The 16,600-nt window shown below is 61.4% G+C and carries 14 protein-coding genes; 7 read left to right on the forward strand and 7 right to left on the reverse strand.

Features of this window, described 5'->3' with window-relative positions; translation table 11 throughout:
- Positions 1-7: 7 nt before the first annotated feature.
- Entirely contained in the window at positions 8-1,171 is a 1,164-nt protein-coding gene (locus KZO83_RS10180; protein ID WP_247620711.1) for a phosphoglycerate kinase, read from the forward strand.
- Between the two features lie 116 nt (positions 1,172-1,287).
- Positions 1,288-2,352 carry a class II fructose-bisphosphate aldolase gene (fba, locus tag KZO83_RS10185; protein WP_247620712.1) on the forward strand — a complete coding sequence of 355 codons (1,065 nt, stop codon included), beginning with the start codon at positions 1,288-1,290 and terminating at the stop codon, positions 2,350-2,352.
- 69 nt (positions 2,353-2,421) lie between these two features.
- Here fba and KZO83_RS10190 read toward each other — a convergent pair whose 3' ends face one another.
- The 7 genes from KZO83_RS10190 to KZO83_RS10220 all read right to left on the reverse strand — a co-directional run bounded on the left by KZO83_RS10190 (position 2,422) and on the right by KZO83_RS10220 (position 9,833).
- Positions 2,422-3,378 carry a D-ribose ABC transporter substrate-binding protein gene (locus tag KZO83_RS10190; protein WP_247620713.1) on the reverse strand — a complete coding sequence of 319 codons (957 nt, stop codon included), beginning with the start codon at positions 3,376-3,378 and terminating at the stop codon, positions 2,422-2,424.
- An 18-nt stretch (positions 3,379-3,396) separates the two neighbouring features.
- Positions 3,397-4,548 carry an ABC transporter permease gene (locus KZO83_RS10195; protein WP_178998293.1) on the reverse strand — a complete coding sequence of 384 codons (1,152 nt, stop codon included), beginning with the start codon at positions 4,546-4,548 and terminating at the stop codon, positions 3,397-3,399.
- A 27-nt stretch (positions 4,549-4,575) separates the two neighbouring features.
- The gene (locus KZO83_RS10200) at positions 4,576-6,123 is read right to left on the reverse strand and encodes a sugar ABC transporter ATP-binding protein (protein ID WP_247620714.1); all 1,548 of its coding nucleotides are present in this window, start codon (positions 6,121-6,123) and stop codon (positions 4,576-4,578) included.
- 17 nt (positions 6,124-6,140) lie between these two features.
- Positions 6,141-6,791, reverse strand: a complete 651-nt coding sequence (locus KZO83_RS10205; RefSeq protein ID WP_247620715.1) for a DUF2291 family protein — start codon at positions 6,789-6,791, stop codon at positions 6,141-6,143.
- 88 nt (positions 6,792-6,879) lie between these two features.
- Complete coding sequence (locus tag KZO83_RS10210; protein WP_247620716.1) at positions 6,880-7,980, reverse strand: MDR/zinc-dependent alcohol dehydrogenase-like family protein; 1,101 nt, start codon at positions 7,978-7,980, stop codon at positions 6,880-6,882.
- A gap of 286 nt (positions 7,981-8,266) precedes the next feature.
- Complete coding sequence (locus KZO83_RS10215; protein ID WP_178998297.1) at positions 8,267-9,247, reverse strand: sugar-binding transcriptional regulator; 981 nt, start codon at positions 9,245-9,247, stop codon at positions 8,267-8,269.
- Positions 9,248-9,338: 91 nt separating this feature from the next.
- Complete coding sequence (locus tag KZO83_RS10220; RefSeq protein WP_247620717.1) at positions 9,339-9,833, reverse strand: RpiB/LacA/LacB family sugar-phosphate isomerase; 495 nt, start codon at positions 9,831-9,833, stop codon at positions 9,339-9,341.
- A 374-nt stretch (positions 9,834-10,207) separates the two neighbouring features.
- Between KZO83_RS10220 and KZO83_RS10225 the strand changes: the two genes are divergently transcribed.
- From KZO83_RS10225 to KZO83_RS10245, 5 genes are all read left to right on the forward strand, one after another.
- Complete coding sequence (locus KZO83_RS10225; RefSeq protein ID WP_247620718.1) at positions 10,208-11,200, forward strand: dihydroxyacetone kinase subunit DhaK; 993 nt, start codon at positions 10,208-10,210, stop codon at positions 11,198-11,200.
- A gap of 27 nt (positions 11,201-11,227) precedes the next feature.
- A complete protein-coding gene (dhaL, locus tag KZO83_RS10230; RefSeq protein ID WP_247620719.1) occupies positions 11,228-11,881 on the forward strand; it encodes a dihydroxyacetone kinase subunit DhaL in 654 nt (217 codons plus the stop codon).
- A 99-nt stretch (positions 11,882-11,980) separates the two neighbouring features.
- The gene (tal, locus tag KZO83_RS10235; protein WP_247620720.1) at positions 11,981-12,937 is read left to right on the forward strand and encodes a transaldolase; all 957 of its coding nucleotides are present in this window, start codon (positions 11,981-11,983) and stop codon (positions 12,935-12,937) included.
- 25 nt (positions 12,938-12,962) lie between these two features.
- Entirely contained in the window at positions 12,963-14,954 is a 1,992-nt protein-coding gene (gene tkt / locus KZO83_RS10240; RefSeq protein ID WP_247620721.1) for a transketolase, read from the forward strand.
- 209 nt (positions 14,955-15,163) lie between these two features.
- On the forward strand, positions 15,164-16,546 hold the full coding sequence (locus KZO83_RS10245; RefSeq protein ID WP_247620722.1) for an NAD-dependent succinate-semialdehyde dehydrogenase: 1,383 nt from the start codon (positions 15,164-15,166) through the stop codon (positions 16,544-16,546).
- The last annotated feature ends 54 nt before the right edge of the window (positions 16,547-16,600 follow it).

A 16,600-nucleotide genomic window follows, 5' to 3' on the forward strand; every position in this document is an offset into this window, starting at 1 on the left:
CACGCCCATGAACGTGCGCAAGATGACCGATCTGGATCTCGCCGGAAAACGTGTACTGATTCGTGAAGACCTCAACGTGCCCATCAAGGGCGACCAAGTCACCAGCGACGCGCGCCTGCGCGCCTGCCTGCCGACCATCCAGGCCGCGCTCGACGCCGGCGCTCGGGTGATGCTGATGAGCCACCTGGGCCGCCCCACCGAGGGCGAGCCCGCCGATGAATTCTCGCTCGCCCCGGTGGCGACGCACCTCGGCAAGCTGCTGGGCCGCGAGGTACGCCTGGAAAAGGACTACCTCGACGGCAGCGTCGATATCGCCGAGGGTGAGGTGGTGCTGCTCGAGAACGTGCGCTACAACACCGGCGAGAAGAAGGACGACGAGGCACTGGCCAAGACCTACGCCGCGCTCTGCGATGTCTACGTGATGGACGCTTTCGGTACTGCGCATCGCGCCCAGGCCTCGACCCATGGCGTGGCGCGATACGCACCCACCGCCTGTGCGGGCCCCTTGCTGGCAGGCGAACTCGACGCGCTGGAAAAGGCGCTGGCCACGCCGGCACGCCCGATGCTGGCCATCGTCGGTGGCTCCAAGGTATCCACCAAGCTCGACGTGCTCACCGCACTGTCCGAAAAGTGCGACCAGTTGATCGTCGGCGGCGGCATCGCCAACACCTTCATCGCCGCCGCGGGCTACAACGTCGGCAAGTCGCTGCATGAAGCGGACCTGGTCGATCAAGCCAAGGCCTTCATGGCCAAGGTCGATATTCCACTGCCTTCCGACGTAGTGGTCGCCACCGAATTCTCCGAGCAGGCCGAGGCCAAAGTGAAGCCGGTCGACCAGCTCAACGACGACGACATGATCCTCGACATAGGCCCGGATACCGCCAAGCGCTTCGCCGCGCTGCTCGAAAACGCCGGCACCATCCTATGGAATGGCCCCGTCGGCGTGTTCGAGATCGACCAGTTCGGCAAAGGCACCGAGACGCTCTCGCGTGCCATCGCCGCCAGTTCGGCGTTCTCCATCGCCGGTGGCGGCGACACCCTGGCGGCCATCGACAAGTACGGCGTCGCCGATGACGTCTCCTACATTTCCACCGGCGGCGGCGCCTTCCTCGAATACGTGGAAGGCAAGCAACTCCCCGCCGTGGCGGCGCTCGAAGCCGCCTCCCGGTAGGCCTGACTCACTACGGCACGACTTATAACTACGAATTATAACTAACTACTCAAGCCACTACGTCACGATCGGCGGCCTGCGGGCCGCCTTGTACTTCTAGAGGAATCACACTCCCCATGGCTCTGATCAGCCTGCGTCAACTGCTCGACCACGCCGCCGAACACGCCTACGGCGTTCCCGCGTTCAACGTCAACAACCTGGAACAGATGCGTGCCATCATGGAGGCCGCCGACCGCACCGACTCGCCGGTGATCGTCCAGGCCTCCGCGGGCGCCCGCAAATACGCCGGCGCGCCCTTCCTGCGTCATCTGATCCAGGCCGCCGTGGAAGAATTTCCACATATCCCGGTGGTCATGCACCAGGACCATGGCACCAGCCCCGGCGTGTGCCAGCGCTCCATCCAGCTCGGCTTCTCATCGGTGATGATGGACGGCTCGCTCAAGGAAGACGGCAAGACCCCCGCCGACTACGCCTATAACGTCGACGTCACCCGTCGCGCGGTGGAAATGGCGCACGCCTGTGGCGTCTCGGTGGAAGGCGAGCTGGGTTGCCTGGGCTCGCTGGAAACCGGCCAGGCCGGCGAGGAAGACGGCGTCGGCGCCGAAGGCACGCTGGATCACAGCCAGCTGCTGACCGACCCGGAAGAGGCCGCGCAGTTCGTCGCCGCCACCCAGGTCGACGCCCTGGCCATCGCCATCGGCACCAGCCACGGCGCCTACAAGTTCACGCGGCCGCCGACCGGCGACATCCTCTCCATCCAACGCATCAAGGAAATTCACGACCGCATCCCCGACACGCACCTGGTGATGCACGGCTCAAGCTCGGTACCGCAGGAATGGCTGGAGACCATCAACGCGCACGGCGGCGAAATTCCCGAGACCTACGGCGTGCCGGTGGAAGAAATCGTCGAAGGCATCAAGCACGGCGTGCGCAAGGTCAACATCGACACTGACCTGCGTCTGGCCTCCACCGGCGCGGTGCGTCGCTTCCTGGCCGAAAACCCCAGCGAATTCGATCCGCGCAAGTTCCTCAAGGAAAGCGTCACCGCCATGCGCGATGTGTGCATCCAACGCTTCGAAGCCTTCGGCACCGCCGGCCAGGCCAGCAAGATCGCCCCGCTCAACCTCGAGCGCATGTTCGAGCGTTATGCGAGCGGTGAGTTGAAGCCGAAGGTGTCGTAAGATCCCATCGGTGTGACGGTAGTAGGCTTGAGAGCGCCGGGCGGCGCTCTCAAGCGATTCAAGGAAGGATTACTGCTTAAGCACGAACGGGTCGGTGTATTGATCGGCGTTGTCCGCGGTGATGAGGAAGCAGTCGAAGAGCTTCTTCTCGCCGTCGATGCCGGTATCACCGTTCTTGATGTATTTATCCGCCATACGCACCGCCATTTCAGAGAAGATGGCCACCGGCTGCAGTACGGTATATTCCATCTCACCGGCTTTTACCGCCTCGACCGCGTCAGGCGAACCATCGAAGCCCCCCACGACGACATCATCGAGCTTACCGGCCTCCTTCAAGGCTGAGATCGCGCCCAGCGCCATCTCGTCGTTGCCGCTGATCACGCCATCGATGTCCGGGTTGGCCTGCAACATGCTCTGCGTCTTGTTGAAGCCCTGGGTCCTATCCCAGTTGGCAACATCGACGCCGACCCGTTCGAGGCCGGGGTATTGGCTGAGCACGGTTTCGTACCCGTTGGAACGGGTGGCGGCGTTATTATCCGAGGGCGCCCCCTTGAGCTCTACGTAGCTTGCCGAATCGCCGACACTCTTGATCCACTGCTGTGCACCCAGCGCCGCCCCCTGGGCATTGTTCGAGACGAGCTGCGCCTGGGCCAGTCCCTTCTCGTTGATTTCGGCGTTGATGATAAACACCGGGATACCCGCATCGACGGCCTTGCGTACCGCCCCAATAGAGCCGTCCGCATTGGCTGGGTCGAGAATGATGGCCTCTGCCTGATTGGTGATCGCCGTATCGATCTGATTGCTCTCGGTGTTGGTGTCTCCTTTGTGCGAGTTGACGTTAGCCTCATACCCCAATTCTTCGGCCGTCTCGCGGGCGATCTTACCCTCAGTAAACCAGTAGGGGTTGGAGGTGTCGTTGACGATAATGGAGATGCGTCCTTCGTCCTGGGCCGCGACCCCACCCACGAAGAGCGGCGTGCTCACGGCCAGTGCAGCTATCAGCAGGCGTTTTCCTTTCATGAACATAATCGACCACCTTTACTCTTATGATTGTGTACCGGCTTTACCGGCAGTACTTCCCGAGGCCGGCGAACGCGTAGCGGCGCTCTCCGGTTGCGGCGAAGTCGTCTTGCCATCGGAAGAGGCTTGCTGCTTCTTCCGACCGCTGTATTGAATGCTATTGAGCAAGACCGCGAGAATGATGACGGCCCCGGTGAACACGGTCTGCCAGTAGGAAGACACTCCGATGATGACCAGCCCATCGGAGAGAAAGCCGATCACGAAGGCCCCCAGCAACGTACCGCGCACATTGCCGCGGCCACCGGTGAGTGCCGCACCGCCGATGACGACACCGGCAATCGCGGTCAATTCATAGGTCGTCCCGGCGGTCGGTCCTGCCGAGGTCAATTGCGAGGACAGCACTAACCCGGCAATGGCCGCGCAGATGCCCGAAAGCACATAGACCAGCACTTGCACGCGTTTTACCGGCACTCCCGACAGTTCTGCAGCGCGCGCATTACCGCCGGTGGAATACACCCAACGCCCAAACGGCGTGCGCGCCAGCAGCAGGATGCAGGCGATCGCTACGGCCGCCAGCACCAGGACACCGACCGGAATCCCGAACAATCGATTGAAGCCCAACCAGTCGAAACCGGTGTTGCCCAGCTCCGGACTACCGCCCAGATTGTTATAGGTCAGACCGTCGGTCATCAGCAGGGCGATGCCCCTTGCCACGTACAAGAGCCCCAGGGTCGCCACGAAGGCGGGCACCTTGAAATACGCAATCAGCACGCCATTGATCGCCCCGACCAGAGCGCCCAATCCACACGTCAGAATGACCACGACCCACACGGGGGGATAGAACACGACCCCCAGTATTTCGAAAGACACGCCTTGCATCAGAAAGCCGGCGAAGACGCCCGCCAGGCCAAGCGTCGAGCCCACGGAAAGGTCGATGCCCCCCGTCAGGATGACCAACAGCATCCCGAGTGATAGCAACCCGAAGATGGCGACGTGAGACGACATGGTCAGGAAGTTACTGGTCGAGAAATAGACAGGGGAAAGAATCGAGAAAATGACGATGATCGCGATCAAGGCGAAGAACGCACGCCCCTCTAGAAGCACACGCTTTATATCGAAATCGCCACCGAATAGTTTGCCACGCTCATTATCGTTATCTTGGCTGACATCAGACATTGTGATTATCTCCGCTTTACAAATGGATCAAGCGACCACGGCCTCGCCCGAGGCAGCCATAATCTCTTCCTTGTTGGCATCGGCACCGAATTCGGCCGCAATCCGGCCACGACTCATGACGACGATACGATGGGCAATACTCAGGCATTCGCCGACTTCCGAGGTCGAGAACACTACGGCCAAGCCCTGTTGCGCTGCGCCCTCACTGAGTAGTTTGAAGACCTCCGCCTTGGCACCGATGTCGATCCCCCGGCTGGGTTCGTCAAGCAGCACGACCCGAGGATGCGTCGCCATCATCTTGCCGATCACGACCTTCTGCTGATTGCCACCGGATAACGAACCAATAGAGGCGGCGGCACCGTCGGTCTTGATGTGGACATTGCTGATCGAGTCCCGCACCACGTGACGCTCACGTCCTCGCGATGTCAGTAGCCCTTTGGTAAAGGCACCGATGCTGGCAAGCGAGAGGTTTTCGCCCACCGACATCGTCTGTACCAGACCGTCGCGCTGACGATCTTCCGGCACCAGCACCAAGCCTTTTTCGATACGTTCCGCGATACTCAGCCGCGAGACATCCTCGCCATGCAGCAGGACTCGGCCCGCGGCCATGTTGCCTCGCCCCGCCACGCTTTCGAGCAGTTCGGTACGCCCCGCCCCCATCAACCCATAGATGCAGACGATTTCGCCGGCACGCACGCTCAACGACACGTCATCGACCACGGCCCGTCCGGGGACCGACGCATCCGGGACAGTGACGCCCTCGATCGATAGCACGGCATCTCCCATCGCGTATCCGTCCGGCGGGGAACCGAGATCGAAGTTTTCCCCCACCATGTTGCGTACGATCCATTCGAGATCGATCTCCTGACGCGCGGCATAGGCCGTCATCCGACCATCGCGCAACACCACGGCATGGTCGGTAATGGTCAGGGCTTCCTCGAGATGGTGGGAGATATATACGAGCGAGACGCCGCGGCTTTTCAGGTCACGAATCACGCGAAACAGAACCTCGACTTCCGAAGCGCTCAGTGCCGAGGTCGGCTCATCCATGATCAAAATGCGCGAATTGACGGATAGCGCACGGGCAATCTCGACGATCTGTTGCTGCCCGAGACGTAGATCTTCCACAGGCGTGAGAGGGTCGATGGGCTCATCCAGCTCTTCCATGAGTTGGCGCGTTTGACGCGCTTCCTCCGCGTAATCGACACCACCCTTGCCGACGATTTCACGCCCCATGAAGACGTTATCGCGGACGCTCAAATTGGGCGCAAGGCTAAGCTCTTGGTGAATGATCGATATTCCCTGGCGCTGCGCCTCCGTGGTCGAGGAGAAGCGAACCGGCTCGCCTTCGAGGACGATCTCCCCCGAGGATGGCTGCATGACCCCCGAGAGAATTTTCATCAGCGTCGATTTTCCCGCGCCATTCTCGCCGAAAAGCGTCGTCACTTGCCCGTAGTGGACATCGAAATTGACGGCCTTCAAGGCATGAACATTACCGAATGACTTGGCGATATTGCGCGCCGACAGAATCACCTTGCCCAGCGCCCCTTCTTGACTGGTTGCATGTTCGTTCATCGCATCAAGCCTCCGGCTCATTTCACGCTAAAGTCGACCGGTGTCACGAGCCAGTTATTCGGATTGATCAACTGGAATACGCCCGTCACCGTCACGGTCTTGCCTTCCAGGTTTTGCGTATCGATATCCGATAGAACCTGAGCCTTCATGGCATCGTTCAGAGCGGCGCCCGCATTCTGGTATTCGATCTGATTTTTGAATTGACCGAATTCGATCTCCCCTGTGGCATCCCGTAGGTCGGTACCATTGATGGCCGGTCCGGTCTGAACCCTCACCACGAGATCATCGGGCGCCCCGTCGGCCTTGACCTCATAGGTCCCGGATGTGCCTTCACCCGCCACGCCGGTAAAGGTAACGGGCATGATCGGGCCAATCCCGCCCGATACACCGTATTTTTCCCCCGCCGCACTTTGGTCTTCGGCGATCGCACTAGACAGCTCATCGATATCGACGGCTCTGCTATCGACATCCTCGCGAATCTTGGGAAATTCTTCTTCGGCGAAGCGTGCCATTTTCGCGCCTTCCTGCTCCTCTTCCGCGCCGATCGGCATCACCGTGGTATCCCAGGCCATGACGGCAAGCAGGACGACCGCAACACCGATCATTACCGCCTTACCGCGCCTCTTTCGCCATCGTTTCTTAGGCATGGCAGCCGTATGTGAAGTCATGATGAAGCGCCCCCTGGCGTCGCTGATGAGTGGTAATCACGTCCCACGCCGGATGACGGTCGTGACCGTTACGCGGGACATCGCGACATCACGCACTGGGTATGAGGATGATCTTGAGTGCGCTGCTGTCGTGCCTCATCAGCTCGATACCCTTGTGGAAATCCGCCAGTGGCAGCTTGTGGGTCACCACACCCTCGGTGGGAAAATCGCCGCTCTCGATACCCTCGATCACGTGTGGGTAGCAGTAAGGTCCTAGATGCGAGCCCAGCACGTCGAGTTCCTTGCGGTCGCTGATGATGCTCCAATCGACCGTCACCGGATCCTTGAACACGCTGAACTCGACGAAGCGGCCCAACTTGCGCAACATCGCCAGCCCCTGTTCCACTGACTTGGGCGCGCCGGTCGCCTCGATGTAGATGTCACAGCCATAGCCGTCGGTCATGTCTTTGACGATCTGAACGACGTCTTCGTCAGCTGGATTAAGCACCACATCGGCGCCGAATTTCTTGGCCAGTTCCAAGCGTTCACCGTGCAGATCGAGCACCACTAGCTTGGCGGGACCGGACTTCTTGGCCGGGCCGATCATTCCCAGCCCCAGGGTGCCGGCACCGGAGAGCACCACGATGTCTCCTAACTGGATTTGCGCCCGCTCCACCGCATGCATCGAGCAGGAAAACGGCTCGGTCAGTACGATGTTCTCCACCGGCACATCGTCCGGCAGCTTGTGATTGATAGCTTCCTTGGGGAACTTCATGTACTCGGCCATGCCGCCGTTGACGTTATTCTGGAAGCCATACACGTCGTGCTTCTCGCACATCCAGTACTGGCCGCGATGACAGAAGCGGCAGTCCCAGCACGGCACGATCTGCTCGGAAATGACCCGATCCCCGATCTCGAAACCCGTTGCCCCGGGACCCATCTTGACGACATGTCCGATGAACTCGTGACCTGGAATCATGGGGGCTTTGATATAGGCAGGCTGCTCCTCATCGCCCCAGAAACTCGGCGCGCCTTCATACGCCTTGAGATCACCGGCACAGATGCCACAAGCCTCGACCTTGACCAGAATTTCCTTTTCACCGATATCGGGGACCGCAACGTTTTCCAGTCGATAGTCTTCCGGCGCATAGGCCACGATGGCACGCATCGTGTCGGGGATGTCGGGGGATGGGGTGAGCGTATCGTTCATGATGGCCTCCATTGAGCTGACGCTTACTTATCATTTGATCTTTTGATGCTCAAATGAATTAACGCTTTTCAGTATAGCCAGGTCAATGAAGTCGGCGACCTTTTCGCCTTATACTTTAGGATTGCTTTTTAAATTATTGAAAATAATGGATTTTACATGGGCCTCTACGGAAGCCAATGCCCGCAATGTGCAGAAAGAGGGAGAAAGCCCGTACAAAAAAGCCGTTCACATAGACACATCAGTGTTCATATGAACGGCTCTGCACGACAACCGGCGACACTTTGACTCAGCTCGCCGTTGAGGTAGTCGCCTCATCCAAGCGCAGAATGGTATGGGCGTTGGTCACACTGGTGGCCAAGGTATCGATGACACCCGTACGCAGTGCCCCCAGGATCCCCGCCGCCTTGGTATTCTCGCTGGCGATCGCCACCACGTCGGGAATCCGCGCCAAGTCGGTTATGGTCAAACCGATGACCCGCCCCTGCATGGGCGTTTCCGATGGCCGGCCATGCATGTCGATGAAGTCGTATCCCATCATGTCCCCCACCGTCCCCGAGAGGCGCGCCTCAGCGATCTCCTGCGGCGTGAACCAGCCCATGCGCACCATGTTGCTATCCTCGCTGAGATCACCGACACCGATCATCGCGATATCCGCGCGCCGTGCTCTGTCCAGCGTCTGGCGCACGGTGGGATTTTCATACATCGAGTCACGCAGCGCCGGGTTCTGCACCAGCGCCGGGGCATAAAGCGTTTCGCTTTCACCGCCATATTTCATCGCCAGGCGACGACATATATGGTCGGGATTCATGTACTCGCCGGCACGCAGCGAGCCGCCAATGGCACACACGAACGAGCATTTGCGCTCACCTTGCTCGAAGACATTATCGGCCACCGACCCCACGTTACGTCCCATCCCCACTGCCACGATCGAACCATCGTGCAGCTCGCGCGACAAATGATCGGCCACCAGGCTAGCCACACCGGAACGTTGAACGTCGGGTTCGGCGTGGTCGAGCGCTATCAAGGCGCGCTTGATACCGAAGCGGCGTATCAGAGCCTGCTCGATCTCGGCACTCACCGCGGGGTGCTGACGCACGCGCACATCGACGATCCCCTCGGCATGCGCGCGTTTTAAAAGCCGCCCCGCCTTGACCCGGGAAATTCCCAGCCGGTTGGCGATCGCTTCCTGGGTTTCGCCCTCTACATAATACAGAGAGGCGATCTCCGTCATTAGCGCGACCTCGGCGCTCTCGACACGTTCACTCATGGCACTAGCCTCATACGATCCGCTTCCCGATCCTGGTCCACTTCGGGCGACGCGCACAAGATACCACAGCGAACAGGCGTACTCTTAATGATCAGACGCTCGGAGAGTCGCGGAAAGTCTCTCCCTCATATTCCGCAATGCGCGCTATTTTGGCGCGCGAGCCGCCACCGCCGAACTCGGTTTCCAGGAAGGTCGTCACCACGGCCTTGGCCAGCTCCGGGCCAACAACGCGGGCGCCGAGCGTCACGATTTGCGCATCGTTGCTCGAGCGCGCCTTGGCGGCCGAATAGGTGTCATGCGCCTGGGCAGCACGAATGCCACGCACCTTGTTAGCCGAAATCGCCACACCGATCCCGGTCCCACAGACCAGCACTCCCCGCGCCACTTCTCCTGCGTCGATGGCACGCGCCACCTTGACCGCCACATCGGGGTACAGTACCGGCTCCGCGTTATAGGTGCCGTAATCGACAGGCTCGTAACCCAGAGCGCGAATGTGCTCGATCAGCAACGCCTTGAGCTCGAACGCGGCCTCGTCGCCGCCCACTGCGATGCGCATTGCCGCCGCGCGGCCTGTTGAGTCTGACATGTTTCGCCTCCCGTGATGATTCCTCCCGCTTGCGATCGGTATGCGGTGACCGCTCGCGCCATGTTCAAAATATCACTAACCGAACATTTGTAAAATTCTCGATCGCGAAAAGTCAGCCACGGATTTGCTTGACCCTATTACCCTATTTTCCGGCAAATAAATAAAATCCTTTTATTTCAAAAATATATACGTAAACAATAGCGTCGAAACTCTTGCCCACGACCAAAGTCTCAGGCGTCGACACCGGCCATGCCTTGACAGCCTTGGGCCCCAAGCCTAAACATCTGTTCAGTGAAAGATCATTATATACCGCCCGCTTAGGTGGTGGATCGCCACGCCCCATCGTCGGTCACAACGAACAAGAGGAATACGCCATGCAACGCATCATCAATGACCCCGACAACGTCGTGGACGATGCCATCAAGGGTTACTTGCGCGCCTCGCCGAGCTTGTTTGCCGCCACCGACCACCCGCGTGTCCTCAAGTATCCGGGCAGCCCAAGCGACAAGGTCGGTATCGTCACCGGTGGCGGTTCCGGCCACGAGCCCGCCTTCCTGGGATATATCGGTGAAGGAATGTGTGATGCGGTAGCCATCGGTGAGATCTTCTCGTCACCCACCGCCGATGCATTTCTCGAAGCCTTTCGCTCCGCACCCCATGGGCAGGGGGTCGCCTGCCTGTACGGCAACTACGCGGGCGACAACATGAACGTGAAGATGGCCAAGCAGATGGCCGAGATGGAAGACATCGAGGTCAAGACGGTGATTGCACGCGACGACGTGGCCTCGGCACCGGCAGCGGAGCGCGACAAGCGGCGCGGCGTGGCCGGCGAGGTGATGATGTGGAAAATCGGCGGCGCGGCGGCGGCCCGGGGCGATAGTCTCGACGAGGTCATTCGCCTGGCGCAAAAAGCCGTCGATGCGTGTTCGAGCATCGGCGTCGGGCTGAGTAGCTGCACCATCCCCGCCAATGGCAAGCCCAACTTTTCGATCGAGCCCGGCCACATGGAGCTCGGCATCGGCCATCACGGCGAACCGGGAATAGAAGTCGCGCCGCTGACCAGTGCCGAGGCCATCGCCACGGCCATGTGCGACCCCGTTCTCGCCGACCAGGACTTCGCCGGCAGCGAGGTGGCGGTGTTGATCTCCGGACTTGGCGCCACGCCAGTGATGGAGCTCAATATCCTCTACGCACACATCGCCGAACGGCTCGAAGCCGCTGATATTCGCGTACACCGTACGGACATCGGCAATTACTTCACCTCGCTGGAGATGATGGGCGCCACGCTTACGCTGATGAAGCTCGACGACGAGCTCAAACCGCTGCTGGACGCCCCGGCGCGCTCGCTGGCCATCACGCAGTGCTGATCGGAACCGCTACCACGGAGACTCATCATGCAAGTTCTGGACGCGACTCAAGGCAGGGACATTCTCGAGGAACTGGTCGAGGTCATCGTCGACAACCGCCAATACCTGAGTGACGTCGATGGCGCGATCGGCGACGGCGATCACGGCATCAACATGGCCAAGGGTTTTCGGCTTTGCGGGGAGTCGATCGCCGGCCAATCACTGTCGCTTTCCAAGGCGCTGGGCACGCTCGCCACGACCTTGATGGGCTCGATCGGCGGTTCGATGGGACCACTTTACGGCAGCCTCTTCATGGGCATGGCCAAATCGGTCAAGGACAAGAACGTCCTCGACGCCAAGGATTTCGGCGAGATGTTGGCCGATGGGCAGCAGTCGCTCGAGCAAATCAGCGATGCCAAGGTCGGCGATAAGTGCCTGCTCGATACCCTGGTACCGGCCATCGAAAGCTACCGTCAGGCCATCGAGGTCAGCGACGATTTCCCGAACGCACTGCAGGCATTGCGCAACGGCGCCCAGCAGGGACGCGATTCGACGCTCGACCTGGAAGCCAAGATCGGGCGCGCGGCACGCCTCGGCGAACGCTCGCGCGGCCATCTGGACGCCGGCGCGGTGTCATGCTGCCTGCTGCTGACCCGCTTGGCCGATAGCACCGAACGTCGCCTGGAAAAAGCCGCCGCCTGAGTACTGGCGGCCGCGCGCTCGGTCCCTTCCATTTTCTCGCCCCGACGCTACCTGGCACGTCGTGGGCCTTCACGCCCGCATACCGCGGCGGAGCACACCATGGTTTCACAACTCGACTCACTCAAGGCACTATCGCAAGTGGTCGCCGACACCGGGGACCCAGCCGCCATCGAACGTTATCGGCCCGTCGATGCCACCACCAATCCTTCCTTGATCCTCAAGGCATTCGAGCTGCCCGGCTATCAGCCACTGATCGAGCGGATCCTGGAAGAGGCGCGTGACGAGAAGTCACATGACGCCGACCACTTGGAGCGTATCGTCGACCGCCTCTCGGTCGGCATCGGCAGCGAGGTCGCCCAGCTCATTCCGGGACGCGTCTCCACCGAGGTCGCCGCCAAGCTCTCGTTCGATACCCAGGCCAGTATCCGCAAGGCTCATGAGTTGGTGGAGCGTTACGAGGCGCTGGGTATCGGCCGTGAGCGGATCTTGATCAAGCTCGCGTCGACCTGGGAAGGCATCCGTGCCGCCGAGGTACTCGAGCGCGAAGGCATTCAATGCAACCTCACCCTCCTGTTCAGCGACGCTCAGGCGCAGGCCTGCTTCGATGCCGGCGTGTTCCTGATTTCGCCCTTCGTGGGGCGTGTCACCGACTGGTATCAGAAAGAAACCGGTCAAACGTTCTCCCCGGAGGAGGACCCCGGCGTGCGGTTCGTGCGCCAGGTCTGCGAGCGCGCCGACCGGGGCGGCTACGATACCGTCGTCATGGGGGCCAGCTTCCGTACGCCGGAGCAAGTCCTCGCCCTCGCCGGCTGTCATCGCCTGACGATTTCTCCCGCCTTGCTGGAAACGCTCGAGGCGCGCGAAGGAGATGTCGACGCCAAGGTCCGCTTCACGCATCCCGAGGCGCAGCCTGTCCCTCCCCTAGAGGAAAACGCCTTTCGCTGGCAGCATAATCAGGACCCCATGGCCATCGACAAGCTGGCCGAAGGCATTCGTCGCTTCGCCGACGACCAGGCCTGTCTCGAGGACTTGATCGCCGACCGGCTCGCTAACTGATTCATCGCTCATGGAGGAGACATCGATGCCCTCTCGCTTCACGCTGGCCAATGCCATTCGCGCCCTGTCGATGGATGCCGTGCAGGCAGCCAATTCCGGCCACCCCGGCGCGCCGATGGGTATGGCCGATATCGCCGAAGTGCTGTGGAACGACCATCTCAAGCACAACCCCAGCAACCCCACCTGGCCCGACCGCGACCGTTTCGTGCTCTCCAACGGGCATGGTTCGATGCTGTTGTATTCGCTTTTACACCTCAGCGGTTATGACTTGGCCATCGACGACATCAAGCAGTTCCGCCAGCTCCATTCGCGCACGCCCGGGCATCCCGAGCTCGGCTACACGCCTGGGGTCGAAACCACCACCGGCCCGCTGGGTCAGGGGCTGGCCAATGCCGTGGGCATGGCACTCGCCGAACGCACTCTGGCCGCGCAGTACAATCGCCCAGGGCATGACATCGTCGACCATCGCACCTGGTGCTTCGTCGGCGATGGTTGCCTGATGGAGGGCATCAGCCACGAAGCCTGCTCGCTGGCGGGAACCCAGGGCCTCGGCAAGCTCACCGTCATCTACGACGACAACGGCATCTCCATCGATGGCGAGGTCGCAGGATGGTTCACCGATGATACCGCCAAGCGCTTCGAGGCCTACGGCTGGCAGGTCATCGCCGATGTCGACGGCCATGACCCAGCCGCCATCGAAGACGCCATCAACGCCGCCACGCAAGACGACCAGCGCCCGACCTTGATCATCTGCAGGACGGTCATCGGCTTCGGCGCGCCCAACAAACAGGGCACCGGCGCCTGTCATGGTGCCGCCCTGGGCGAGGATGAAGTCGCCGCCGCGCGCCAGCGCCTCGACTGGTCGCATCCACCGTTTCACGTGCCCGAGGAGGTCTACGCAGGCTGGAACGCCGACACGGCCGGCCAGCACGCCGAGGACGAGTGGCGCCAACGCTTCGCGCGCTACGCCGAGGCTTATCCCGAGCTTGCCGAAGAGCTCGAGCGCCGCTGGCGTGGCGAGCTACCCGGCGACCTGGGCGGCAGTGCCCTGATCGAAGAGGCCCAGCACGCCTGCGATACACTGGCCTCGCGCAAGGCCTCGCTCGGTGTGCTCAACCACCTGGGGCCACGCCTGCCGGAACTGCTGGGCGGCAGCGCCGACCTCGCGCCATCGAATCTGACGATCTGGGAGGGCGCACGCGCCATCTCGGCCCAGGCACCCGACGGCAACTACCTGCATTACGGCGTTCGTGAATTCGCCATGGGCGCCATCATGAACGGCATCAGCATGCACGGCGGCTTCATTCCCTATGGAGCCACCTTCCTGACGTTCATGGAATACATGCACAACGCCGTGCGCATGGCCGCCATCGCGCGGCGCCAGGTGATCTTCGTCTACACCCACGACTCCATTGGGCTTGGCGAAGACGGTCCGACTCACCAGCCCATCGAACAACTCAATGCGCTACGCATCACGCCGAACTTGGCAACGTGGCGCCCCTGCGACGCCACCGAAACCAGCGTGGCCTGGCTGGCGGCGCTCAAGCGCCAGGACGGCCCCACGGCTTTGGTATTTTCGCGCCAAGGGCTTCCCGGGCAAGCACGCGATGTCGCACAGCTCGCCGCGATCGAACGCGGCGGTTACGTGCTCGACGATTGCGAGGGCACGCCCGAGTTGATCCTCATCGCCACCGGCTCGGAAGTCGGTCTGGCCATGGAAGCGGCTGCCCAGCTCAACGACCAGGGACGGCAGGTCCGCGTCGTCTCGATGCCCTGCGCCAGCGAATTCGATGCCCAAGACGCCGATTACCAGGAGGCGGTGCTACCACCCACGGTGACACGCCGGCTCGCCATCGAAGCTTCGCATCCCGACTATTGGCGCAAGTACGTCGGCCCTCGAGGCAGCGTGATCGGCATGACCGGCTACGGCGAATCGGGCAAGGCCGAGGACCTGTTCCGTCACTTCGGCTTCACCGTCGAGAACGTGATCGACACGGCTCGCACCTTGCTCGACTGACCCGCCTCTGGCCCTGGCCGCCAAGGTCATGTCGCCATTTGCCGAAGCCGGTGCGCCGGGCTCGGCACTCGCTCAGGGGCTACGCGACTCGATGAGTCGCCGGCGCCCCCTTGATTCTCTCCTTCAGCATCGCCAAAACGAATAGTGAGGCAAGCAGGAAGGCTGCCTCGGGAAGATTCGTCGCCGACGATCCCGTTAAGGAGGATGATATGAGCCGCAAGACTCTCACCGCCGTCAATCCCGCCAACGATCAAGTTCTCGGCGAGCACGAGATGCTCGACGATACCCAGTTGGCTGAAAAGCTCGACCAAGCCCGCGCAGGCTATGCCGAATTCCGTCACTTGCCGTTGGCCGACCGTCGCCAACGGCTCACCGCACTGGCCGACTTGATCGACCAGCATCAGCGCGAAATGGCCGAGATCATCGCCCATGAGATGGGCAAGCCCTTCCACCAGGGGATTGCCGAGACACAGATTTCCTCGGCCATCGTTCGCTTCTACGCCGACAACCTGGAGTCCCTGCTCAAACCCCAATCACGTCAGGTGGAAGGCGCTCAAAAGGCCGAAATCGTTCACGACCCGATGGGGGCCGTACTCGGCGTGATGCCGTGGAACTATCCGCTTTATCAGGTGGTACGCTTCGCCGCGCCCAATCTGGCAGGTGGCAACGTCTGCCTGCTCAAGCATGCCTCCAATGTCCCGGGCTGCGCCAAGTTCATCACCAAGCTTTTCCACGACGCAGGCTTCAAGGAAGGGACCTTCACCTGGCTGCCGGTTGGCTCCGACAAGGTCGAGGGCATCATCCACGACCCACTGGTGTGCGGCGTCACGCTCACCGGCAGTGAAGATGCCGGCCGTGCCGTGGCCAAGATCGCCGGCGAGGCCATCAAGCCCAGCGTGCTCGAGCTCGGCGGTATCGACCCGCTGATCGTGCTCGACGATGCTGACGTCGACAAGGCGGTGGAACTGGCCGTAAACGGCCGCTTCGACAATACCGGGCAAAGCTGCGCCGCCTCCAAGCGACTGATCGTGGAACGCCCGATGCTGGAGCGCTTCACCGAACGGCTCATCGACCGTGTTCAGAAGATGAGCATCGGTGATCCCATGGATGGCGATACCGAGGTCGGCCCCATGTCGCGCAAGGATCTGCGTGACGATCTCCATGACCAAGTTCAGCGGGCGATCAAACAAGGGGCGCAGCTCGAAACCGGCGGCGAGGTACTCGATCGCCCCGGCGCCTGGTATGCGCCCACGGTGCTGACCAATGTCGCGCCCGGCAATCCGGCCTTCGACGAGGAGCTGTTCGGCCCGGTGGCGTCGGTCATCGTCGCTGACGACGCCGAGCACGCCATCGAGCTGGCCAACAACTGCCGCTATGGATTGGGTGGCACCGTGGTCGGCCAAGACGTAAAGCGCGCCGAACAGGTCGCGCGTCGTCTCGAGGTCGGCATGAGCTTCGTCAATCGTCCCACCACGCCCTTCGCGGAGCTGCCCTTCGGTGGCGTCAAGGAAAGCGGCTACGGTCGCGAGCAGAGCGAATATGGCTTCGGCGCCTTCCTCAACGTGCGCACGGTCTATATCGCCGAGTCATAGCGCGGTGATATGAACCCACGAAGAAAATGGCCCCGCCAAGCTTGGCGGGGCCAT

Origin of the sequence: Chromohalobacter moromii (assembly GCF_023091865.1) — a bacterium.
GTDB classification, from domain to species: domain Bacteria; phylum Pseudomonadota; class Gammaproteobacteria; order Pseudomonadales; family Halomonadaceae; genus Chromohalobacter; species Chromohalobacter moromii.